The organism is Streptococcus oralis (assembly GCF_023109315.1).
Classification (GTDB): domain Bacteria; phylum Bacillota; class Bacilli; order Lactobacillales; family Streptococcaceae; genus Streptococcus; species Streptococcus oralis_BS.
The window spans coordinates 135,550-159,625 of sequence record NZ_JALDUF010000004.1; the positions used below are offsets into that span (position 1 = coordinate 135,550).

19 protein-coding genes and 2 riboswitches are annotated in these 24,076 nt (G+C 42.2%); of the genes, 8 read left to right on the forward strand and 11 right to left on the reverse strand.

From position 1 onward, the window contains the following. Positions 1-177: 177 nt before the first annotated feature. On the reverse strand, positions 178-1,869 hold the full coding sequence (gene argS / locus M1F74_RS06420; RefSeq protein ID WP_247946616.1) for an arginine--tRNA ligase: 1,692 nt from the start codon (positions 1,867-1,869) through the stop codon (positions 178-180). A gap of 154 nt (positions 1,870-2,023) precedes the next feature. On the opposite strand from argS, the gene argR reads away from it, so the two are divergent. Continuing rightward, on the forward strand, positions 2,024-2,470 hold the full coding sequence (gene argR / locus M1F74_RS06425; protein ID WP_001231483.1) for an arginine repressor: 447 nt from the start codon (positions 2,024-2,026) through the stop codon (positions 2,468-2,470). Positions 2,471-2,520: 50 nt separating this feature from the next. Next, a complete protein-coding gene (mutS, locus tag M1F74_RS06430) occupies positions 2,521-5,055 on the forward strand; it encodes a DNA mismatch repair protein MutS (protein WP_247946617.1) in 2,535 nt (844 codons plus the stop codon). Positions 5,056-5,096: 41 nt separating this feature from the next. Here the strand turns inward: mutS and M1F74_RS06435 are convergent, their stop codons facing one another. Both M1F74_RS06435 and M1F74_RS06440 read right to left on the reverse strand, forming a co-directional pair. Further along, the gene (locus M1F74_RS06435; RefSeq protein ID WP_247946618.1) at positions 5,097-5,555 is read right to left on the reverse strand and encodes a DUF3021 domain-containing protein; all 459 of its coding nucleotides are present in this window, start codon (positions 5,553-5,555) and stop codon (positions 5,097-5,099) included. Further along, positions 5,552-5,992: a LytTR family DNA-binding domain-containing protein gene (locus tag M1F74_RS06440; protein WP_061598912.1), complete on the reverse strand. Its 441-nt coding sequence runs from the start codon at positions 5,990-5,992 to the stop codon at positions 5,552-5,554. The genes M1F74_RS06435 and M1F74_RS06440 overlap by 4 nt, the downstream gene beginning before the upstream one ends. A gap of 207 nt (positions 5,993-6,199) precedes the next feature. Here M1F74_RS06440 and mutL point away from each other — a divergent pair, with 207 nt between their 5' ends. Then, complete coding sequence (mutL, locus tag M1F74_RS06445; RefSeq protein ID WP_061598909.1) at positions 6,200-8,149, forward strand: DNA mismatch repair endonuclease MutL; 1,950 nt, start codon at positions 6,200-6,202, stop codon at positions 8,147-8,149. A 523-nt stretch (positions 8,150-8,672) separates the two neighbouring features. Here mutL and ribH read toward each other — a convergent pair. The 4 genes from ribH to ribD are packed head-to-tail and all read right to left on the reverse strand — an operon-like array spanning position 8,673 to position 12,086. Then, positions 8,673-9,140: a 6,7-dimethyl-8-ribityllumazine synthase gene (gene ribH / locus M1F74_RS06450; protein ID WP_247946619.1), complete on the reverse strand. Its 468-nt coding sequence runs from the start codon at positions 9,138-9,140 to the stop codon at positions 8,673-8,675. Then, a complete protein-coding gene (locus tag M1F74_RS06455; RefSeq protein WP_025169579.1) occupies positions 9,141-10,346 on the reverse strand; it encodes a bifunctional 3,4-dihydroxy-2-butanone-4-phosphate synthase/GTP cyclohydrolase II in 1,206 nt (401 codons plus the stop codon). Positions 10,347-10,365: 19 nt separating this feature from the next. Further along, on the reverse strand, positions 10,366-11,001 hold the full coding sequence (gene ribE, locus M1F74_RS06460; protein WP_061588592.1) for a riboflavin synthase: 636 nt from the start codon (positions 10,999-11,001) through the stop codon (positions 10,366-10,368). Next, entirely contained in the window at positions 10,986-12,086 is a 1,101-nt protein-coding gene (gene ribD / locus M1F74_RS06465; RefSeq protein ID WP_045617813.1) for a bifunctional diaminohydroxyphosphoribosylaminopyrimidine deaminase/5-amino-6-(5-phosphoribosylamino)uracil reductase RibD, read from the reverse strand. The genes ribE and ribD overlap by 16 nt, the downstream gene beginning before the upstream one ends. Positions 12,087-12,219: 133 nt before the next feature. Next, positions 12,220-12,334: riboswitch (FMN riboswitch) on the reverse strand. 156 nt (positions 12,335-12,490) lie between these two features. Between ribD and ruvA the strand changes: the two genes are divergently transcribed. Further along, positions 12,491-13,084 (forward strand): Holliday junction branch migration protein RuvA, encoded by a 594-nt coding sequence (gene ruvA, locus M1F74_RS06470; RefSeq protein WP_247946620.1) that lies wholly within the window; start codon positions 12,491-12,493, stop codon positions 13,082-13,084. 9 nt (positions 13,085-13,093) lie between these two features. Then, entirely contained in the window at positions 13,094-13,657 is a 564-nt protein-coding gene (locus M1F74_RS06475) for a DNA-3-methyladenine glycosylase I (protein WP_220106719.1), read from the forward strand. Between the two features lie 85 nt (positions 13,658-13,742). On the opposite strand, the gene M1F74_RS06480 is transcribed toward M1F74_RS06475, so the two are convergent. From M1F74_RS06480 to M1F74_RS06495, 4 genes are all read right to left on the reverse strand, one after another. Further along, positions 13,743-14,006, reverse strand: a complete 264-nt coding sequence (locus tag M1F74_RS06480; protein ID WP_000166113.1) for a SemiSWEET family transporter — start codon at positions 14,004-14,006, stop codon at positions 13,743-13,745. A 105-nt stretch (positions 14,007-14,111) separates the two neighbouring features. After that, positions 14,112-15,146, reverse strand: a complete 1,035-nt coding sequence (locus M1F74_RS06485) for a S66 family peptidase (protein ID WP_247946621.1) — start codon at positions 15,144-15,146, stop codon at positions 14,112-14,114. 142 nt (positions 15,147-15,288) lie between these two features. Next, positions 15,289-15,966 carry a DUF1129 domain-containing protein gene (locus M1F74_RS06490; RefSeq protein ID WP_247946622.1) on the reverse strand — a complete coding sequence of 226 codons (678 nt, stop codon included), beginning with the start codon at positions 15,964-15,966 and terminating at the stop codon, positions 15,289-15,291. An 11-nt stretch (positions 15,967-15,977) separates the two neighbouring features. Next, positions 15,978-16,922 carry a magnesium transporter CorA family protein gene (locus tag M1F74_RS06495; protein ID WP_000815618.1) on the reverse strand — a complete coding sequence of 315 codons (945 nt, stop codon included), beginning with the start codon at positions 16,920-16,922 and terminating at the stop codon, positions 15,978-15,980. A gap of 136 nt (positions 16,923-17,058) precedes the next feature. Here M1F74_RS06495 and uvrA point away from each other — a divergent pair, with 136 nt between their 5' ends. From uvrA to mgtA, 3 genes are all read left to right on the forward strand, one after another. Further along, positions 17,059-19,890: an excinuclease ABC subunit UvrA gene (uvrA, locus tag M1F74_RS06500; protein ID WP_247946623.1), complete on the forward strand. Its 2,832-nt coding sequence runs from the start codon at positions 17,059-17,061 to the stop codon at positions 19,888-19,890. Next, positions 19,883-20,944 (forward strand): M24 family metallopeptidase, encoded by a 1,062-nt coding sequence (locus tag M1F74_RS06505; RefSeq protein WP_247946624.1) that lies wholly within the window; start codon positions 19,883-19,885, stop codon positions 20,942-20,944. Before uvrA ends, M1F74_RS06505 begins: the two co-directional genes overlap by 8 nt. Before the next feature lie 53 nt (positions 20,945-20,997). Then, a riboswitch (M-box (ykoK) riboswitch) is annotated at positions 20,998-21,148 on the forward strand. 195 nt (positions 21,149-21,343) lie between these two features. Then, on the forward strand, positions 21,344-24,004 hold the full coding sequence (mgtA, locus tag M1F74_RS06510; RefSeq protein WP_247946625.1) for a magnesium-translocating P-type ATPase: 2,661 nt from the start codon (positions 21,344-21,346) through the stop codon (positions 24,002-24,004). Positions 24,005-24,076: the final 72 nt, after the last annotated feature.

Sequence of the window (24,076 nt, forward strand, 5' to 3'; positions counted from 1 at the left end):
AATAGTAGTGAATAGATCGAATTAGTGAAGCGCCAAGCCAAATCACCGTAGTTACGACGTCATGGACTCTAAATCAATTATATTTAGGGGCTATGACTAGTGAAGCAGTTAGCTAGTCCGCATATAGCGGCTAGCGTCTAACAATTAGGAACTTTAGTTCCAATTGTTAGTACTGAATCACATCTTTTCCGGCGCTTCTACTCCGAGCAAACGAAGAGCTTCTTTGAGAACGACTGCAGTTGCGTAGCTGAGGGCTAGACGGCTGTTCCGTTTTGGGCTTTCATCCAAGATGCGTGTATGTGCATAATATTTATTAAAGGCTTGAGCCAAACTAATCGCAAATTTCGCAATGATAGAAGGTTCAAAGTTATCTGCTGCACGATTGATAATACGTGGAAAGTCTTGGAGTAGTTTTATGATTTCCCAGCTTTCAGCATCATTCAAGCTGTAGTTGCCAGCTGTATCTGGTTTGAAATCGGCTTTGCGCAAGATAGATTGGATACGAGCGTAGGCGTATTGAACGTAAGGTCCAGTTTCTCCTTCAAAGGATACCATAGCTTCAAGGTCGAAGTCATATCCATTTGTACGGTCGGTCTTAAGATCATAGAACTTGATAGCCCCAACTCCAACAGCGTGGGCAACTTGGTCTTTATTTTCTAACTCAGGATTTTTCGCTTCGATTTGGGCCTTGGCACGACTAACAGCCTCTGCAATAGTAGGCTCTAGCAAGATGACATTTCCTTTACGAGTAGAGAGTTTTTTCCCTTCTTTTGTTACCAATCCAAACGGAACATGGACAATGTCTTGGCTCCAATCGTAGCCCATCTCTTGTAGTACTGCCTTGAGTTGTTTGAAGTGGGCAGATTGCTCTTGACCAACAACATAGATGGATTTTGCAAATTGGTATTCGTTTTTACGGTAAAGGGCTGCAGCCAAGTCACGTGTGATATAGAGAGTTGCACCATCAGATTTTTTGATAAGGGCTGGATGTTCAATTCCATATTTCTCAAGATTGACAACTTGGGCTCCCTCTGACTCAACAAGAAGTCCTTTTTCAGCAAGAATGTCTACAACAGCATCCATCTTATCATTGTAAAAGGCTTCTCCGTTGTAGCTATCAAATTCGACTTGCAATTCATTGTAAAGGCGGTTGAATTCCACTAAACTTTCATCACGGAACCATTGCCAGAGAGCTAGGGCTTCCTCATCTCCATTTTCCAGTTTGCGGAACCATTCGCGTGCTTCTTCATCCAAGCTAGGGTCTTTTTCAGCTTCAGCATTGATGCGAACGTAGAGTTTAAGAAGTTCATCGATTGGATGCGCTTTAACGGCTTCCTCATTTCCCCATTTCTTGTAGGCAACGATCAACATTCCAAACTGTTTGCCCCAGTCTCCCAGATGGTTGACCTTGACCGTTTGATAGCCGATCTTTTGGAAAATATGTGACAAGCTATCACCGATAACGGTTGAACGCAAGTGCCCAATAGAGAATGGTTTTGCGATGTTCGGACTAGACATATCGATAACGACATTTTCTTGCTTGCCAATGGTTTGGTCGGCATAGTGCTCTTTTTCAGTGATAACATTCTGCAATACTTGAGCCGAAATAGCAGATTTATCAAGGAAAAAGTTGACGTAAGGTCCTGTAGCAACAACCTTTTCAAAGGCTTGACTATTGATTTTTTCAGCAATATCTGCTGCAATCATTTGCGGAGCTTTACGCTCGACCTTTGCTAGAGAAAAGGCAGGGAAGGCGATGTCTCCCATTTCTGAGTTTTTAGGTGTTTCCAGTAAATTTAAAATAGCCTCTTGATCCAGGCTATCAATGACGCTAGCCAACTCGCTAGCAATCAATTCTTTTGTATTCATAAGGGCTCCTTTTGGGCTTTTTTACTATTTTAACACAATTTACTACATTTTTTGAGAAAGAAAAGAATTTTTTTGAATTATCTAGTTTTTTTGGTATAATATAGTTATAAAATAAATGTAAAATTTGTTATAAATATTCACTTAAGAGGATAATATGAGAAAAAGAGAACGGCATCAATTGATTAAAAAGATGATCACCGAAGAAAAACTTGGGACACAAAAAGAGATTCAAGATCGTTTAGAAGCTCGTAATGTTTATGTGACACAAACGACTTTGTCGCGTGATTTGCGTGAAATCGGCTTGACCAAGGTTAAGAAAAATGATATGGTGTATTATGTACTAGCAAATGAGACAGATAAGATTGATTTAGTTGAGTTTTTGTCTCATCATTTAGAAGGTGTTGCAAGAGCAGAGTTCACCTTGGTACTTCATACCAAACTTGGGGAAGCTGCAGTCTTAGCAAACATTGTAGATGCAAACAAGGATGAATGGATTTTAGGAACGGTTGCTGGTGCTAATACCTTATTGGTTATTTGTCGAGACCAGCACGTTGCCAAGCTGATGGAAGATCGTTTGCTAGATTTGATGAAAGATAAATAAGGTCTTGGGAGTTGCTCTCAAGACTTATTTTTAGCAAGGAGAGACGAAAAATGGCAACAGAAAAGCTATCACCCGGCATGCAACAGTATGTGGATATTAAGAAACAATACCCAGATGCTTTTTTGCTTTTTCGAATGGGTGATTTTTACGAGTTGTTCTATGAAGATGCAATTAATGCAGCGCAAATTTTAGAAATTTCCTTAACGAGTCGGAATAAAAATGCAGAAAATCCGATACCCATGGCGGGCGTCCCCTATCATTCTGCCCAACAGTATATCGATGTTCTGATTGAGCAGGGCTATAAAGTTGCTATAGCTGAACAGATGGAAGATCCCAAACAAGCAGTTGGGGTTGTCAAGCGAGAGGTGGTTCAGGTCATCACACCTGGTACAGTAGTCGATAGCAGTAAGCCCGATAGTCAGAATAACTTCCTCGTTGCTCTGGATCGTGATGGCAATCAATTTGGCCTGGCTTATATGGATCTAGTGACAGGTGATTTTTATGTGACAGGTTTATTGGATTTTACGCTGGTTTGTGGGGAAATTCGCAACCTCAAGGCTCGAGAAGTGGTGCTGGGTTATGACTTGTCTGAGGAAGAAGAACAAATCCTCAGCCGTCAGATGAATCTGGTACTTTCTTATGAAAAAGAAGGCTTTGAGGACCTTCATTTACTGGATTCACGTTTAGCAGCTGTGGAGCAAGCGGCAGCTAGTAAGCTCCTCCAGTATGTTCACCGGACCCAGATGCGGGAATTGAACCACCTCAAACCAGTTATCCGCTATGAAATCAAAGATTTCTTACAGATGGACTATGCGACCAAGGCTAGTCTGGATTTGGTTGAGAATGCCCGTTCAGGTAAGAAGCAAGGCAGTCTTTTCTGGCTTTTGGATGAAACCAAAACAGCTATGGGTATGCGACTCTTGCGTTCTTGGATTCATCGTCCTTTGATTGATAAGGAGCGAATCGTCCAACGTCAAGAGGTGGTGCAGGTCTTTCTTGACCACTTCTTTGAGCGTAGTGATTTAACGGACAGTCTCAAGGGTGTTTATGATATCGAACGCTTGGCTAGTCGGGTTTCTTTTGGCAAGACCAATCCTAAGGATCTCTTGCAATTGGCGACCACCTTATCCAGTGTACCACGGATTCGTGCGATTTTAGAAGGCATGGAGCAACCTGCTCTGGGCTATCTTATCGCACAGTTGGATGCCATTCCTGAGTTGGAGAGCTTGATTAGCGCAGCGATTGCTCCTGAAGCTCCTCACGTGATTATGGAAGGTGGCATTATCCGTACGGGATTTGATGAGACCTTAGACAAGTACCGTCGTGTGCTCAGAGAAGGGACTAGCTGGATTGCTGAGATTGAAGCTAAGGAGAGAGAACACTCTGGTATCAGTACGCTTAAGATTGACTACAATAAAAAAGATGGCTACTATTTCCATGTGACCAATTCGCAACTGGGGAATGTGCCAGCCCACTTTTTCCGCAAGGCGACGCTGAAAAACTCAGAACGCTTCGGTACTGAGGAATTAGCCCGTATCGAGGGAGATATGCTGGAGGCGCGTGAGAAGTCAGCCAACCTAGAGTACGAAATCTTTATGCGTATCCGTGAGGAAGTCGGTAAGTACATCCAGCGTTTGCAGGCTCTAGCCCAAGGTATTGCGACAGTTGATGTCTTGCAAAGTCTAGCAGTTGTGGCCGAAACCCAGCATTTGATTCGACCAGAGTTTGGGGATGATTCACAAATCAATATCCAGAAAGGGCGCCATGCGGTCGTTGAAAAGGTTATGGGGGCTCAGACTTATATTCCAAATACGATTCAGATGGCAGAAGATACGAGTATTCAACTGATTACAGGTCCCAACATGAGCGGGAAGTCTACCTACATGCGCCAGCTAGCTATGACGGCGGTTATGGCCCAGCTGGGTTCTTATGTGCCGGCAGAAAGCGCCCATTTGCCGATTTTTGATGCTATCTTTACTCGTATTGGAGCAGCAGATGACTTGGTTTCAGGTCAATCAACCTTCATGGTAGAGATGATGGAGGCTAACAATGCCATTTCGCATGCGACCGAGAACTCTCTCATTCTTTTTGATGAATTGGGGCGAGGAACTGCAACTTATGACGGGATGGCTCTTGCTCAGTCCATCATCGAATACATCCATGAGCATATCGGAGCCAAGACCCTCTTTGCGACCCACTATCATGAGTTGACCAGTCTGGGATCCAGTTTGGAACACTTGGTCAATGTCCACGTAGCAACCTTAGAGCAGGATGGGCAGGTGACCTTCCTTCACAAGATTGAACCCGGACCAGCTGACAAATCCTACGGTATCCATGTTGCTAAGATCGCTGGCTTACCAGCCGAACTTTTAGCAAGGGCAGATAAGATTTTAACGCAACTGGAGAATCAAGGAACGGAAAGTCCTGCTCCGATGAGGCAAACTAGCGCCGTCACGGAACAGATTTCTCTCTTTGATACGCCTGAAGAACATCCTATCCTAGCAGAATTAGCTCAACTGGATGTGTACAACATGACACCTATGCAGGCTATGAATGTCTTGGTCGAGTTCAAACAAAAATTATAAAAAGAATCCCACTCATGCATTTGTGAGTGGGGTTTTCTCTATTACTTTTTATGGGCCAAGAGTTGATTGATGTGGTCTACTTTTCTAGCTTCTCTTTTATAGAGAATAGTCCAGATGATGAGGTAGACAATCGCAAACTCTGGAATGAGCTGGAGATAGAAGGTCCAGTGGAAGGGGAACCAACCAGCCAGAGTTGCCAGTGGGACAAAGCCAGCCAGCATGAGGAAGAAATGGGAAAGTGTGGCACGGAGCAGGCTCCAGTCACGGTTGAATAAGCGGCTGCCAAAGCTAAAGAGAACGCCGATAGCTGACCAGATAATCGTGCAGTAGAGCAAGACCAGGGCACCATGAACCTGATGTTGAACCATCACTTGGCCGATAAGAGACTCGGGACTCAGTGGGGCATAGGTATTTGGTGCATACATGAGTGAAAAGAGGATAGAGAGGATGAGGCCGATAAGAACACCAGCAGCAGCATCGTGAAAGATTTGTTTTTTCATAGTTCTAATTTCTCCTTGATGGTTTTTAGGTAACGCCGTGAAGAGTAGGTGAATCTTTCATTTTTTAGAAAGATTTCTACCAGACCGTTGGGGGTGAGCTTGAGATGAGAGATGGAGTTGATATTGACGATTTCAGATTGGGAAATTTGGATAAAAGTGGTCGGTAGAATTTCAAGAACTTGATAGAGTCGCAAATCAATGCTGTAGGTCTGACTCGACGTTTCTGCTAGAACCTTTCGATTCTCGATATAGAAGCGCTGAATCTTGCCAATTTCAACTAGATAGACCTGACCATCAATCTTTCCTTTGATTGTTTCTTTTTGGTCAAGATTTTCAGCAAATTCGATGACTTTTTGGACTTTTTTGGTTTCTTGAGGTGCTTGGACAATCAGTTTTTCCTCCTCGTAAAACTCGCTAATCTGTAGTTCTACTTTCATAAATTTCTCTCCTTACATTTCATACAAAATTGTGATCACTTCCTGTACACCTTTATTAAACACTATTTTACTACCCATGGCAAGGGACTTTGTCTATGTGGAGGGATTTGGAGTCTATGTGGCGCTTGATTTTTCGGTCCTATCTGAAATGTGGTATAATAGCACTAATCAATTTCTAGGAAAATAGATACAGAAAGGGGCTGAAAGATGTCTCATATTATTGAATTGCCAGAGGTGCTGGCAAACCAGATAGCGGCAGGAGAGGTTATCGAACGTCCTGCTAGTGTGGTCAAAGAGTTGGTAGAAAATGCCATTGACGCGGGTTCTAGCCAGATTATCATTGAGATCGAGGAAGCCGGTCTCAAGAAAATTCAAATCACCGATAATGGTCATGGAATTGCCCACGATGAGGTGGAATTGGCCTTGCGTCGCCATGCGACCAGTAAGATAAAAAATCAAGCAGATCTCTTTCGGATTCGGACGCTTGGTTTTCGTGGTGAAGCCCTGCCTTCTATCGCGTCTGTCAGTGTTTTGACTTTGTTGACGGCGGTGGATGGTGCGAGTCATGGGACCAAGCTCGTTGCGCGTGGGGGAGAAGTTGAGGAAGTCATCCCAGCGACTAGTCCTGTGGGGACTAAGGTTTGTGTAGAGGACCTCTTTTTCAACACACCTGCCCGCCTCAAGTATATGAAGAGCCAGCAAGCGGAGCTGTCTCATATCATTGATATTGTCAACCGTCTGGGATTGGCTCATCCTGAGATTTCTTTTAGTTTAATCAGTGATGGCAAGGAAATGACGCGGACAGCAGGGACTGGTCAACTACGCCAAGCCATCGCAGGGATTTACGGTTTGGCGAGTGCCAAGAAGATGATTGAAATTGAGAACTCTGACTTAGATTTCGAAATTACAGGTTTTGTGTCTCTGCCTGAGTTAACTCGAGCTAATCGCAACTATATCAGCCTCTTCATCAATGGCCGTTATATCAAGAACTTTCTACTAAATCGCGCTATTCTTGACGGTTACGGAAGCAAGCTCATGGTAGGGCGTTTTCCACTGGCTGTCATTCACATCCATATCGACCCCTATCTAGCTGATGTCAATGTTCATCCAACCAAGCAAGAAGTGCGGATTTCTAAGGAAAGAGAACTGATGGCACTTGTCTCAGAAGCCATCGCAAAGAGTCTTAAGGAACAAACCTTGATACCTGATGCCTTGGAAAATCTTGCCAAGTCGACCGTGCGCAATCGTCAAAAGGTAGAGCAGACCATTCTCCCACTCAAAGAAAATACGCTTTACTATGAAAAAACAGAACTCTCAAGACCTAGTCAAGCTGAGGTTGCTGATCATCAGGTTGAATTAACTGAGGAAGGGCAGGATTTAACCCTGTTTGCTAAGGAAACCTTGGACCAGTTGACTAAGCCAGTAAAACTGCATTTTGCAGAGAGAAAGCCTGCTAACTATGACCAATTAGACCATCCAGAGTTGGACCTTGCTAGTCTCGATAAGGCTTATGATAAGCTGGAGCGAGAAGAATCGTCAAGCTTTCCAGAATTGGAATTTTTCGGGCAAATGCACGGGACCTATCTCTTTGCCCAAGGTCGAGATGGGCTCTACATCATAGACCAGCACGCCGCTCAGGAACGGGTCAAATATGAGGAATATCGAGAAAGTATTGGGAATGTTGACCAGAGCCAGCAACAACTCCTAGTTCCCTATATCTTTGAATTTCCTGCGGATGATGCCCTGCGTCTCAGGGAAAGAATGCCTCTTTTGGAGGAAGTGGGCGTCTTTCTAGCAGAGTACGGAGAAAATCAATTCATCCTGCGTGAACATCCTATTTGGATGGCAGAGGAAGAAATCGAATCTGGTATCTATGAAATGTGTGACATGCTGCTCTTGACCAAGGAAGTTTCGATTAAGAAATACCGAGCAGAGCTAGCCATCATGATGTCCTGCAAGCGGTCAATCAAGGCCAACCATCGTATCGATGACCATTCAGCCAGACAGCTCCTCTATCAGCTCTCTCAATGTGATAACCCCTATAACTGTCCCCATGGACGTCCTGTTTTGGTGCATTTCACCAAGTCAGACATGGAAAAGATGTTCCGACGTATTCAGGAGAATCATACCAGCCTCCGAGAGTTGGGGAAATATTAATACTCTTCGAAAATCTCTTCAAACCACGTCAACGTCGCCTTGCCGTATATATATAGATAACTGACTTCGTCAGTTTTATCTACAACCTCAAAGCAGTGCTTTGAGCTGACTTCGTCAGTTCTATCTGCAACCTCAAAACAGTGTTTTGAGCAACCTGCGGCTAGTTTCCTAGTTTGCTCTTTGATTTTCATTGAGTATAAAAATACAAAAAAATCTGGGGGAAATTTTCAAAATCAGAAAAACGCATAAAATCAGGTATTCAAAAACCTTGATTCTATGCGTTTTATCATAGAAATATTTACTTTTTTCTTCCGAATACTCGTCAAAAATCTCTTTAAACCACGTCAGTTTTATCAGTAATCTCAAAATAGTGTTTTGAGCTAATTTTGTCAGTTTTGTCTGTAACATCGAAGCTGTGTTTTACCAATCTGCGACTGGCTTCCTAGTTTGCTCTATGATTTTTATAGGGTATTAAATTGCGATTTTGCCAAGTTTCTTTATTCACTTAAAAGTAGAGTCTGTTCTAAGCGTCTAACGTACGAATTAGGTTGACCATTTCAATAGCTGCTTGTGCACACTCAGAACCCTTATTTCCTGCTTTGGTGCCAGCTCGTTCTATGGCTTGTTCAATTGTATCTGTCGTTAGCACACCAAACATAACTGGGATTTCGCTATTTAAACTGATTTGGGCGATTCCCTTAGATACCTCGCTACATACATAATCATAATGACTTGTACTACCTCTAATGACAGCTCCCAAGCAGATAATTGCATCATATTTGTTACTTTTTGCCATTTTTGATGCAATCAGTGGTATTTCAAAAGCTCCTGGAACCCAGGCTACCTCGATATCTTTCTCGTTTACATTCTCTCTTTTGAGATTATCTAGTGCTCCAGATAATAATTTTGAAGTTATAAATTCATTAAATCTCGCTACAACAATGCCTATTTTAATATTGTTCGCTACTAAATTACCTTCATAAGTCTTCATTTATTTTTCCTCCATATTTAAAATGTGCCCCATTCGATTTTTCTTTGTCTTTAAATAAAAACTGTCGTAAGGATTAGCTTCTATTTCGATTGGTATTCTACTGGAAATGGTAATTCCATATTTTTCTAACTGTTCAACCTTGTCAGGATTATTTGTCAGTAAATGCAGTGACTGTAGTCCCAGGTCTTTAATCATTTGTGCTCCAATGTGATATTCTCTTAAATCACCTTCAAATCCTAACGCAAGATTGGCATCAAGCGTATCCATTCCTTGATCTTGTAAATGATAGGCTTTTAATTTATTGATAAGTCCAATTCCTCGTCCCTCCTGTCGCAAGTAAAGTAAGACACCCGAACCATTCTCAGCAATCATTTTCATAGCTTTATCAAATTGCTGTCCACAATCGCACCGTAAAGAGCCTAAAACATCTCCTGTTAAACATTCAGAGTGGACCCGACATAATACATTGGTTCCATCCTCTATATTTCCCATAATAAGAGCAAGGTGATGTTCCCCATTTAGTTTATCTATATAGCTAATTGCTTTAAAATTACCGTATCTAGTAGGCATATTGACAGTTGAAACTCGTTCTACCAGCTGATCATATACTTTTCTATATTCTTGTAATTCTTTGATGGTAATTAATGGAATGTTGTGTTTCTTAGAGAACTGAATTAAATCATCTGTTCTCATCATTTTGCCATCATGATTCATTATTTCACAACATAGGCCACACTCTTTTAGTCCTGCTAATTTTAATAGATCAACAGTTGCTTCTGTGTGTCCATTTCTTTCTAGAACACCACCGTTTTTCGCAATTAAAGGAAACATGTGTCCTGGCCTGCGAAAATCAGAGGGTCTTATATCTTCGGAGACACACATACGTGCGGTCAATCCTCTTTCCTCGGCAGAAATACCTGTGGTCGTTTCCTTATAATCAATTGAAACTGTAAAAGCAGTCTTATGATTATCTGTATTGTTTTCAACCATAGGTGAAAGCATTAATTGATTAGCTAAACTTTCGCTCATAGGCATACAAATTAATCCTTTGGCATAAGTAGCCATGAAATTAACATTTTCTGTTGTAGCTGCTTGTGCGGAACAAATTAAGTCTCCTTCGTTTTCTCTATCCTTGTCGTCTATAACAAGAACAAGTCGTCCCTTCTGCAATGCTTCTAATGATTCTTGTATTTTTCGATATTCCATTGACTGATCATCCTTTCTGCTAAAATCCATTTTGGTATAATAGTTCCTTAGATATCTCTGACTTCGGAGAGTTATCCATTAGTTTTTGCACATATTTACCTAATATATCATTTTCAAGATTTACTGTACATCCGACTTGTTTACTCTTAAGAATAGTTTGTTCCAAAGTATGAGGGATAACAGATACTGAAAAGTTTAGTTTGGAGACTTTAGCGACAGTCAGACTAATGCCGTCAATTGTAATAGATCCTTTTTCAACTATTAAATCTAAAATTTCTTTTTGTGTGTTGATTTGATACCATACAGCATTATCATCTTTTTTTATTGACGAGATTTTTCCTGTACCATCAATGTGTCCTGTAACGACGTGACCTCCAAGTCGACTGTTGACAGATAAGGCTCTTTCTAGATTTACCTCACTTCCATGTTTTAATAGTGTAAGAGCTGTTCGGCTCCATGTTTCATTCATTACATCAACTGTAAAGGATTGATGATTGAAATGAGTAACTGTAAGACAGATACCATTTACTGCTATACTATCGCCTAAATGGATATCCGTTAATACTTTTGAGGCTTTAATTGATAGTTTGCAATTACGAGAGTCTTTCTGTATTCTTTCAACTTTTCCGATTTCTTCAATTATTCCTGTGAACATGGATAAATCACTTCACTTTCTATGAGATAGTCATCTCCTATTTGAGAAAAAGCATAAGGTTTCAAGCTAATAGCGTCATTTGGCAAAGAAATACCTTCACCTCCGACAGGAAACTTGGCATTGCCTCCAAAAATTTTTGGTGCAATATATATTTTCAGCTCATCAACAATTTGTTGTTCTAAAGCACTCCAATTCATTAGACTGCCCCCTTCCAGAAGTAGGCTATCAATCTGCATGTTTCCTAGATGTTGCATTAAACTTGATAAGTCTATATGATTGCCTTTTTTCTTTATGGAAAGTATTTCACAGCCATGATTTTGATATAGCTTCATTTTATTTTTGTCTTCAGAGGAAGTGGCAATGTAAGTTTTAATATCATTTGCTGTTTTTACGATTTTAGAGGTAAGAGGAGTTCGTAAATGTGTATCGCATATGATACGGATAGGATTTTTCCCTTCCTCCAATCTACATGTCAGCAAAGGATCGTCTTGAATAACAGTATTGACTCCCACCATAATCGCACTAACATGGTGTCGTAACTGATGTACATGCTTTCTTGCCTCTTCTCCAGTAATCCATTTGGATTGATTTGTTTTAGTGGCTATTTTTCCATCCATTGTCATTGCATATTTCATAAAAACATAGGGTACATGCTGGGTAATATACTTTCTAAAACTTTTTATTAAGTTAAGACACTCATTTTCTAAAACTCCAACAGTAACTTGAAGATTATTTTCCTCAAGTATCTTTACTCCTTTTCCAGATACAATAGGGTTACAGTCTAGGCTTCCAATGACTACTCTTGTAATACCACTATCGATTATAGCGTCTATACAAGGAGGTGTTTTCCCGAAGTGACAACAGGGTTCAAGTGTTACATAAAGCGTCGCTCCGACAGGGGATTCTCTACAGTTTTTTAGAGCATTTCTCTCAGCATGTGGGCCACCAAAAAACTCATGATAACCTTGTCCGATAATGTGATTATCTTTTACAATAACTGCGCCAACCATAGGATTGGGATTGACGTAACCAGCTCCTTTTTGTGCCAATTTTATTGCTAATTTCATATATTTTGAGTCGCTCATCTCACTACCTCCAAAAAAAAATACCTTGAATAGGGGACTATTCAAGGCATACAAAAGAAAACTTATGCGATTAACAAAAATGCTCTGAAATGACAAGTAATCATTTCAGAGCACGCAAAAAGCACAAATATACTTTTATCTTCTTTCATCCAGACTATACTGTCGGCTTTGGAATTTCACCAAATCATGCCTTTCGGCTCGTGGGCTATACCACCGGTAGGGAATTGCACCCTGCCCTGAAGATAGTTATTCAATTACAAATGATTATAGTACTTAATTTTCAATATGTCAATAGATAAGCATAAATTATTTTTGATATACTGTATTTGTGATAGTCGATTCTCACTCCTCGGATAAAGAAAATATGATATACTAGATAAACGAAATAAGAGAAAAGGAAAACTATGTACGAATATTTAAAAGGAATCATTACCAAAATTACTGCTAAATACATTGTTCTTGAAACCAACGGTATCGGTTATATCTTGCATGTAGCCAATCCCTATGCTTACTCAGGTCAGGTCAATCAAGAAACTCAAATTTATGTGCACCAAGTTGTCCGTGAGGACGCGCATCTGCTCTACGGTTTTCGATCAGAAGATGAGAAAAAACTCTTTCTTAGTCTGATTTCGGTTTCTGGGATTGGTCCTGTGTCAGCTCTTGCTATTATCGCTGCCGATGACAATGCTGGCTTGGTTCAGGCGATCGAGACTAAGAACATCACCTACTTGACCAAGTTCCCTAAAATCGGTAAGAAAACTGCCCAGCAGATGGTGCTGGACTTGGAAGGAAAGGTAGTTGTGGCTAGTGATGACCTTCCTGCCAAGGTAGCAGTGCAAACCAGCGTTGAAAACCAAGAACTGGAAGAAGCTATGGAAGCCATGTTGGCACTGGGCTACAAGGCGACTGAGCTCAAGAAAATCAAGAAATTCTTTGAAGGAACGACAGATACAGCTGAGAACTATATCAAGTTGGCCCTTAAGATGTTGGTGAAATAGGAGATTTTTATGACAAAACGCTGTGGTTGGGTTAAAATGAACAACCCTTTATATGTAGCCTATCATGATGAAGAGTGGGGCCAACCCCTTCATGATGATCGTGCTCTTTTTGAGTTGCTTTGTTTGGAAACTTACCAGTCGGGTCTATCTTGGGAAACGGTACTCAACAAACGCCAAGCTTTCCGAGAAGCATTTCATGGCTATCAAATTCAGGCAGTCGCGGAAATGACAGATGGCGAGTTGGAAGCCTTGTTAGAGAATCCAGCCATCATTCGAAATCGTTCCAAGCTCTTTGCGACACGTGCCAACGCCCAAGCATTTTTGCAAGTCCAGAAAACCTACGGCTCTTTTGACGCTTATCTCTGGTCCTTTGTTGAGGGAAAAACGATCGTGAATGATGTTCCTGACTATCACCTAGCACCTGCTAAAACAGCCTTGTCTGAAAAGTTGTCTCAAGATCTCAAAAAACAAGGCTTCAAGTTCACAGGTCCAGTCGCAGTTTTGTCTTTTCTACAGGCGGCAGGCCTGGTTGATGACCACGAGAATGATTGCGAGTGGAAAAACGGAAATTAGTGAGTCCAAGCGTCTAACTATCTGAGAAAATAGAAAAAGCTGAGAAAATTATCTCAGCTTTTTGATTATTATATGCTAGTAACTTTTATAGTGCAGTAAGAAATGTCAGTCCACCTAAGACAACACCAGCTGAGTTTGGAATAATTAGTATCCAATCCTTCTTAGGCTCTTTTGTCCATCCGTAAATAACCCAAATTAAACAAGATACTGCTGCGGATAAAGGCTGGAATGGTTGAGCTTTGTTGCCTTGTAAATTGGCAAAAATTTGTGGGATGTAGGCGATAAATACAACAATCCCGATAAAGGCCCCGATTGAACCGACAATTTGATTTATTTTTTGTTTAGTCATATATACCTCCTTCAAAAAGATATCATAGAAATAAGCAAAATGCAATAAATTCAGACACAAATTGTAACGAAAATCAATACCAAAGCACAAAAATGGAGAAATCGTTTATTTTTTGTTATAGTCAAAGCGAATGACTTGATCCTGTGCATCCACATAAGCGTGAACGCCAAAGGGCACAATGGCTCTTGGAGTTGCGTGGCCGACATTCAGATTATAGACAATCGGGATATTGCTGTCAATAATGTTCATTAGCGCCTCTTTATAGTCGTTATAGAAGGTTTCATCCATAGGTTTCCCGACCAAGAGTCCACTGACGACCTCAAATATCCCAGTTTCTTTCAAAGCCTGCAACATTTTTTTGAAATCATCAGGTTCAGGTTTTTCTTCACTTGTCTCTAACAAGAGGATCTTTCCTTTCCAGTCGGATAAGTCAGGGAAGAGTTTGTACTTTTGGCAGAGAACTGTGCTGTCTGCGTATCGAGAGTTATCAAAGATATCATAGAGAGACTCGATGCAACCACCGAGGATTTCTCCCTCGAACTGGGCATTTCCTTGCAACAAGTCAAAACCTGTATTTACCTGACTGATACGAGCTGTTCCCAGAGCCTTGGGACTAAAATCAGTCCGTTCCTCATACCAAACGTCGCTAGGGCGGATTTCTGAGATTCTTCCTGTCTTGATCACTTCTTTAAAGTAGTGAAAGCTATAGGGCAACATCTCCTTGTCTAATTCACAAATGTCTGCTAGAAAGGATTGTCCATAAAAAGTCTTGATTCCTAGTTTATGCAACATAAGGTGGTTCATAGTGGTATCCGAGAAACCAAGAAAAATCTTTGGTTTGATAACCTTTTGAAGCTGGTCGTTTTCAAAAAGATAAGGTAGCAAGCGATAGGTATCATCCCCACCGATGGCGCAGAGGATCATGTCGATGCTATCGTCCGAAAAGGCCTGCATCAAATCCTCTGCACGCGCCTCAGGATGGTCCTTGATAAAGTCTAAACCTTTTAACGAATGGGGCAAAAAGATAGGATTGAGTCCCAGATCCTTGAGACGTTGGACACCTAGGTCCACTTCGTGTTTGACAAAATCCTCTCCGATAACACCACTAGACAAACTAACAATACCAATAGTAGAAACCATATCTCATCCTCCTTGAAATTGATTGTGCCTATTTTATCATAAAAGATGAGAGAAAACGATAGGGATTAGAGTCAGAAGTGCTATTTGATATCAAGAAAGCAAGCAAATAAGCAACCGCCGGTGCAGTTGCTTATTTATTTTATTAGTAGCGTGATGGACCTGCGCTCGCACTTCGGATATTGAAACGCTTCTTGAGATAGAAGCGAAGTGCGAGAAGGGCAGCCCCTAGGATAGCCAAAGGCAGTGGAGCAAGGACTGGATTGAGGTTGGCTGGTAGGAAACTTGTTGCAAAGAAGACAGCCAACCAGAGGACCATAGAAGCCAAAATTACGAGGATTGATTTCCAGAATGGAGGACGTTGGCTACGGTCTGTGTCTGGTCCATAGTACTGGTAGACAAAGTAGTACATCAAGTAGAAGGCAACACCTCCTACAAGTCCAACCAACAAGAGGGTAATCACCCCATAGCCAATAGCCTGATCTGTAGAGAAGAAGGTAGTTAGAGCGCTAATCAATGCAAAGAGGCTGGTGATGAAAAGGGCTGAGTCCATAATCATGAGTTTTGGATCGTCATTTTCTTTTGGATGCTCTTTTTCATATTGCTCCTTGACAGTGAAGCTGTGAGCCCAGTGGGTTGGAGCTCCGTAGAGAGAGCGAGCTGTCGTCCCTTTAGCTTGCTCTTCAAGGATTTGGGGAATGACTTCCTCAAAGACAGCCTTGATTTCAGCGTCTGTTTTACCATCTTTGATGAATTGTTGGGTAGCGATGTGGATAAACTCTTGGTTTTTTTTGGTTAGTTTTTGTAAATCAATCTGAGACATAGGGATTCCTCTTAGAACCATTTTTTATGGATGAGATAGAGAGTGAGCGAGACACTCATAGCAAAGGCGATAAAGACGATTAACCAGAAGGCATGTGGCTCACCGTTCAAAGGGATTTCATTATCCTTGAAGTTCATCCCGTAGGCTGAGAAGATCATGGTTGGGACAGACATGACAATGGTCACGAGAGCCAGAGTTTTCATGATGTTGTTCTGGTTATTGGAAATGATAGAGGCAAAGGTCTCTGTCATAGAGTGAAGGACGTTTCCATAGATATCTGCCATCTCGATGGCCTGTTGGGTTTCAATCAGGGTGTCTTCGAGTAGGTCTTCGTCTTCTAGGTATTTCTTGATATTGCTGGTTGCGCTGGTCAATTTCTTAATCACACGCTCGTTTGTCTTAAGTGAGGCCTTGAAATAGACGATGGTCTTTTCCAATTCCATGAGCTCGATTAGCTCTTCGTTTCGAGTGGATTTGTGAAGTTGACTTTCAATTTGTTCACTCTTACGGTCAATCGAACGAAGGGCAGTTAGGTAAAGCTCAGCATTGCGATAAAGGAGTTGAAAGATAAAGCGTGACCGCATGAAAGTGTAGAAGTTACGCAGTTTGCGGTTGATGAAGACATCGAGAACAGGGAGGGATTCCAAGCAGGTAGTGATAATGGTTTCCTCGGTGATGATAATTCCCAGCGGAATCGTTACATAGTAGGTGCGGTTGTTTCTCTCCTCTGTGATGGGGACGTCCACGATGATCAAAGTATACTCGTCTTCGATGGTAATACGGGACATTTCTTCCGCATCGAGTGGTGCTCGAAGGTCGGCAATATCAATGTCAAAGGCATTAGCAATTTCCAATGATTCATTTTGTGTAGGATTGACGAGGTTGATCCAAGTGCCCGGTTCAAGCGTGTCGATCTCTTTAAATTCAGTTGTTGTTGAGAGAAAAACTTGTTTCATATCCCCTATCCTTTCCTACTATTCAGTGATTCATTTTTTGCACCGTACTATTATACTATAAAAACAGCTTTTTGGGTAATAGAATTTCACATTTTTTGGTATAATGGAAAGCAATAATGGACTAGAAAGAACAAAGATGCAAGATAAAATTGTGATTCATGGGGCGCGTGCCCATAACTTAAAAAATATTGATGTGGAGATTCCGCGAGACAAGCTGGTTGTTGTGACTGGTTTGTCTGGGTCTGGGAAATCCAGTCTGGCCTTTGATACCCTCTATGCTGAGGGGCAACGTCGCTATGTAGAGAGTTTATCAGCCTATGCTCGCCAGTTCTTGGGCAATATGGAAAAACCAGACGTGGATGCCATTGATGGTCTCAGCCCAGCTATTTCCATCGACCAAAAAACGACTAGCAAAAACCCTCGCTCGACCGTGGGAACTACGACTGAAATCAATGATTATCTGCGTCTCCTCTACGCACGTGTGGGGACGCCTTACTGTATCAATGGGCATGGGGCTATTAAGGCTTCTTCAGTAGAGCAAATCGTGGATAAGGTTTTGGAATTGCCAGAACGCCAACGTCTGCAAATTTTAGCTCCGGTCATTCGTAAGAAAAAAGGGCAACATAAGAGCGTCATTGAAAAGGTTCAGAAAGACGGCTATGTCCGCGTTCGAGTGGATGGGGAGGTTTATGATGTGACCGAAGTGCCAGAGTTGTCTAAGAGCAAGCAACACAATATCGATGTTGTGGTCGACCGTATTGTCATCAAGGAGGGCATTCGTAGCCGTCTCTTTGATTCCATTGAGGCTGCCCTTCGTATCGCAGAAGGTTATGTCATTATCGACACTATGGACGATTCTGAGTCGCTATTCTCTGAGCACTATGCCTGTCCAGTTTGTGGTTTTACCGTACCAGAGTTAGAGCCTCGTCTCTTCTCCTTCAATGCTCCTTTTGGTTCTTGTAGTGAGTGTGACGGTTTGGGCATCAAGCTGGAGGTTGATACTGACTTGGTAGTGCCAGATGCCAGCAAAACGCTACGTGAGGGGGCTTTGGCACCTTGGAATCCTATCTCTTCTAACTACTATCCAAATATGCTAGAGCAGGCCATGACAGCCTTTGGAGTGGATATGGATAAGCCCTTTGAGGACTTGTCAGAAGAAGATAAGAACTTGATTCTCTACGGCTCGGATGGCAAGGAATTCCATTTTCACTATGAGAATGAATTTGGTGGTGTGCGTGATATCGACATTCCTTTTGAGGGAGTTGTCAAGAATATCAAACGTCGTTACCATGAGACTAACAGTGACTACACGCGCACCCAGATGCGTCTCTACATGAATGAGCTGACCTGCGGAACTTGCCATGGCTACCGTCTCAATGACCAGGCCTTGTCTGTCCGTGTGGGTGGTGAGCAAGGGCCACATATCGGTGAAATCTCAGACCTGTCTATCGCAGACCACTTGGCTTTGGTGAGCCAGTTGACTCTGTCTGAAAATGAAGCCATTATCGCCCGTCCCATTCTCAAGGAAATCAAGGATCGCTTGACCTTCCTCAATAACGTGGGGCTTAACTATTTGACTCTGTCACGTTCGGCAGGAACCCTTTCGGGTGGGGAGAGTCAGCGTATTCGCTTGGCGACCCAGATTGGATCCAACCTATCAGGTGTCCTATATATCCTGGATGAGCCGTCCATCGGTCTTCACCAGAGGGATAATGACCGCCTGATTGCCAGTCTGAAAAAGATGCGTGACTTGGGCAATACTCTCATCGTGGTGGAACACGACGAAGATACCATGCGCGAGGCGGATTATCTGATTGACGTTGGTCCGGGTGCCGGTGTTTTTGGTGGAGAGATTGTTGCTGCAGGAACACCCAAGCAGGTGGCTCGCAACGGCAAGTCTATCACAGGCCAGTACTTATCAGGGAAACGTGCGATTCCAGTGCCAGCAGAGCGCCGTTCTGGAAATGGTCGCTTTATCGAGGTGACGGGAGCGCGTGAGAACAACTTGCAAAATATCACTGCTCGCTTCCCGCTAGGGAAATTCATCGCAGTGACAGGGGTGTCAGGTTCAGGGAAGTCGACCTTAATCAACAGCATCCTCAAAAAAGCCATTGCTCAGAAGCTCAACCGCAATTCAGACAAGCCTGGTAAGTTTAAGACGATTACAGGGATTGAGCATGTAGACCGCTTGATTGATATTGACCAGAGCCCGATCGGACGGACTCCAAGGTCTAACCCTGCTACCTATACGGGAGTTTTTGACGATATACGTGACCTCTTTGCCCAGACAAATGAAGCTAAGATACGAGGCTATAAGAAGGGCCGCTTTAGTTTCAACGTTAAGGGAGGCCGTTGTGAAGCCTGCTCAGGTGACGGAATCATCAAGATCGAGATGCACTTCTTACCAGATGTTTACGTGGCTTGTGAAGTCTGCCACGGAACCCGCTACAACAGTGAAACCCTTGAAGTTCACTACAAGGAAAAAAATATTTCGCAGGTTTTGGACATGACCGTCAACGATGCGGTGGAATTCTTCCAACATATTCCGAAAATTCAACGCAAACTTCAGACTATCAAGGATGTGGGGTTGGGCTATGTAACGCTAGGGCAACCGGCTACTACCCTTTCTGGAGGAGAAGCTCAGCGTATGAAGTTGGCTAGCGAACTCCATAAACGCTCGACAGGAAAATCTTTCTACATTCTGGATGAGCCGACGACAGGGCTTCATACTGAGGATATCGCTCGCTTGCTTAAAGTCTTGGCTCGCTTTGTTGACGATGGCAATACCGTCCTCGTTATCGAGCACAATCTGGATGTCATCAAGACGGCAGACCATATTATTGATTTGGGACCTGAGGGCGGTGTCGGTGGTGGAACCATCATCGCAACAGGAACACCAGAGGAAGTAGCGGCCAATGAAGCCAGCTACACAGGACACTATTTGAAAGGAAAGTTACATCATGAATAAACGTGTACAAGCATTTCTAGCTAAAATGCAAGAAAAAGAACTAGATGGAATCATTATCAACAACCTTAAAAATGTCTACTATTTGACAGGATTTTGGGGCTCAAATGGAACAGTCTTCATCAGCCGTGATCGTCAGGTCTTGGTGACAGACTCTCGCTATATCATTGCAGCTAAGCAAGAAGTAACAGGTTTTGAAATTGTGGCTGATCGTGATGAATTGGCTGTTATTGCAGGCATTGTTAAGGATATGGGCTTGTCTCGCATTGGTTTTGAGGACGAGATTTCAGTTTCTTATTACCACCGTATGCAGGCAGCTTTTGCAGGTTTGGACTTACTTCCGCAGACTCAGTTTGTTGAAGCGCTTCGTATGATTAAGGATGAGAAGGAGATTGCGACTATTCGCAAGGCTTGTTCTATCTCAGACCAAGCTTTCCGCGATGCCCTTGACTTTATCAAACCAGGAAAGACTGAAATTGAGATTGCTAACTTCCTTGACTTCCGTATGCGTGAGTTAGGAGCGGCAGGTTTGTCTTTTGATACCATTTTAGCGAGTGGTATCAACTCTTCTAAACCACATGCCCATCCTATGCATAAACCAGTAGAGCTGGGAGAAGCCATCACCATGGACTTCGGCTGTCTCTACGACCACTATGTGAGTGATATGACACGGACCATTTATCTAGGTCATGTCAGTGACGAGCAAGAAGAAATCTACAACACAGTTTTGAAAGCCAACCAAGCTCTGATTGATCAAGCCAAGGCAGGTCTAGGTTTCTGTGACTTTGACAAAATCCCTCGTGATATTATCATCGAGGCAGGCTATGGTGACTACTTTACTCACGGTATTGGACACGGTATCGGACTGGATATTCACGAAGAACCTTACTTTAGCCAAACTTCGAAAGAAGTCATTAAATCTGGTATGGTCTTGACTGATGAACCGGGCATTTATATTGAAGGTAAATACGGGGTTCGTATCGAGGATGATATCCTGATTACAGATAACGGTTGTGAGTTATTGACACTTGCTCCAAAAGAATTGATTGTTATCTAAAAAATGAGATAAATCATTGACTTTTATATTTTAAAGGTTTATACTGATAGACGAAAACGGTAGGTGAGGCTACCATAGGGATACGGATGACTACCGCAAAGCAGTGGAGACACTACTCGTTGGTCAACAGTCCTGGTCGCGAAGGCCAAAACTAAGCTCATTTCATTGCCCTATGGAGTTAAAGCTTGAACGAAAAACAGATAATTAGTTTTTTAATCCTGCCATTTTATGGCAGGATTTTCTACTGTTTTAGAACAGGGAAAGGAGACAGACGATGCAAATTGACGACCACCCAGAACCGCACATACACAGCCAATCGCTGATTTGTGTCGTTCTGCCCTTATAAAGTGATTGGTCTCTGTGTATGAAACACATCATTCATACAGATAGGAGAAACCAATGAAAACTACAAAAGAAAGATTAGCAGCAGCTATTCATACACCTTTAAACGAAACTCTATCTTTTTACAAGACAAGTCTAACAGGCTTAACTGAGGAACAGATAGAAAAGAATCGTGATTTATATGGTGAAAACACCATCACCAAGGGTCAGGAAGACAGTATCCTCAAAAAAATTTACGAATCTATTATCAATCCATTTACAATCATCCTCCTGGTCATCGCTATGATCTCCATGGTGACCAACGTCTGGTTGGCGAAGCCTGGGCAAGAAGATCCGACGACCTCTATCATCATCGTTGTCCTAGTCCTCATTTCTGGTGGCATTCGATTTGTCCAAGAACTGCGAAGTGACAAAGCTGCGACCAATCTTTCAAAAATGATTGTGAATACAGCCACGGTTATTCGCGAAGGCCAGAGTTTAGAGGTCGCGATTGAGGATTTAGTCGTTGGAGATATGGTCAAGTTGAGTGCTGGGGATATGATTCCAGCAGACCTCCTTTTAATTGAATCACGTGATTTCTTTGTTCAACAGTCTGGTTTGACGGGCGAAAGTGATTCGGTTGAAAAATTGGCTTTGTCAAAAATGAGTCAGTCAAATTTTGATAGTCTGCTAGAAGCAGAAGCGCTCGCCTTCATGGGAACCAACGTGATATCAGGAAGCGCCAAGGCTTTGATTCTAGCGGTCGGTGATGACACCATGATGGGGGAAATAGAGCAGACTCTCAATACTTATGACGAGCCCACCTCTTTCGAACGGGATATGAACAGTATCTCTTGGCTCTTAATCCGTTTGATGTTGGTCATGGTTCCCATCGTATTTCTTTCCAATGGCTTGACGGATGGAGATTGGTTAGAGGCTGGCGTATTTGCTTTGAGCGTAGGAGTCGGGCTTACACCTGAGATGCTTCCCATGATCATCACGGCCAGTCTAGCAAAAGGCTCCATTATCATGGCCAAGGAAAAAGTTGTCATCAAAAAACTCAATGCCATACAAGATCTAGGTGCTATTGATATCCTGTGTACGGATAAAACTGGAACCCTTACCCAAGACGAAATTGTCCTTGAATATCCTTTGGATATACATGGAGATTTGGATTTATCTGTGTTGAGACGTGCCTATCTCAATTCCTATTTTCAAACTGGTTTGAAAAATTTAATGGACAGAGCGATCATTAAACGTACGGAAAAAGAAGCTAAAGAACACGCACTCTTGCAAAAACTAGATCAAACCTTTCAAAAAATAGATGAATTGCCCTTTGATTTTGAACGCAGACGGATGAGTGTCATCGTCAAGGATGAGAACGAAGTTGTTAGTTTGGTAACCAAGGGTGCCCTAGAGGAAATGCTTGCGATTTCAACCCATGTGGAATATCAAGATCAGATTAGCCCTCTGACGGATGATATCCGAGTGGAAATCTTAAAAGAAGTGGACCAACTCAATCAACAGGGCTTACGAGTCTTGGGAGTCGCCTATAAAACAGGCTTAAAGGAAGGTTTTGCTTACTCTGTTGAAGATGAAAAGGAGATGATTCTAACAGGATATCTTGCCTTCCTAGATCCACCAAAACCATCTGCAGCCCCTGCTATCCAAGCTTTATTAGAGTATGGTGTTCAAACCAAGATCTTGACTGGGGATAATGAGAAGGTAACCCAAGCAGTATGCGAAAAAGTTGGTTTAGACGTTGATCAAATCTTGTTGGGTTCTGATATTGATGCCATGACGGACGAAGAGTTGTCCCAAGCAGTTGAGAAGGTGACGGTCTTTGCCAAACTCTCTCCGGATCAAAAAGCACGAATCATTTTGCAAATTAAATCTAATGGACACTGTGTCGGCTATATGGGAGATGGGATCAATGATGCCCCTTCTATGAAAGTAGCAGATGTTGGGATTTCTGTTGATACAGCAGTAGATATTGCCAAAGAGACAGCTGATGTCATTTTGCTGGATAAGGATTTGATGGTGCTTGAAAAAGGTCTGGTTGAAGGACGCAAAGTCTATGCCAATATGACCAAATATATCAAGATGACGGTCAGCTCTAATTTCGGGAATATTCTTTCACTCTTAGTGTCTGGTATCTTTTTACCTTTCCTCCCTATGGCTCCGATTCACTTGATTGTGTTAAACCTAGTCTATGATCTTTCTTGCATCGCCTTGCCATTTGATAATGTGGATGAAGACTTTTTGAAGCATCCTCATAAGTGGGAAGCCAAGTCCATTACTCGCTTTATGATTTGGATGGGTCCGATTTCTTCTGCCTTTGATATTTTGACCTTTATCTTGCTCTATTTTGTCATTGTTCCAATGGCGACAGGTCAAGCTTATGCTCACGGAGCAGAGTCTGCAACGGGCTTTATCATTTTGTTCCAGACAGGTTGGTTCATTGAATCCATGTGGTCCCAAACCATGGTTATCCATATGCTTCGTTCAGCAAAACTCCCTTTCTTACAAAGCCGTCCGTCATGGTTGGTTCTTGGGACAACCTTGCTAGCAGCTAGTTTTGTGACCTTCCTTCCCTATTCTGCAATTGCTAACCTCCTTCGTTTAACCCCTTTGAAACCAATTTATTTCCTCTTTTTGCTTTTGATAATTATTCTTTATATGATAAGTGTTACAATTGTGAAACGAATCTATATCAAAAAATTTAGAAGTTGGTTATAAATTGAATTTGTCAAGAAAAAAGTACGAAAATTGCGAAAAAAGTTAAATTTTTTTAAAAATAGGTCGCAAGTC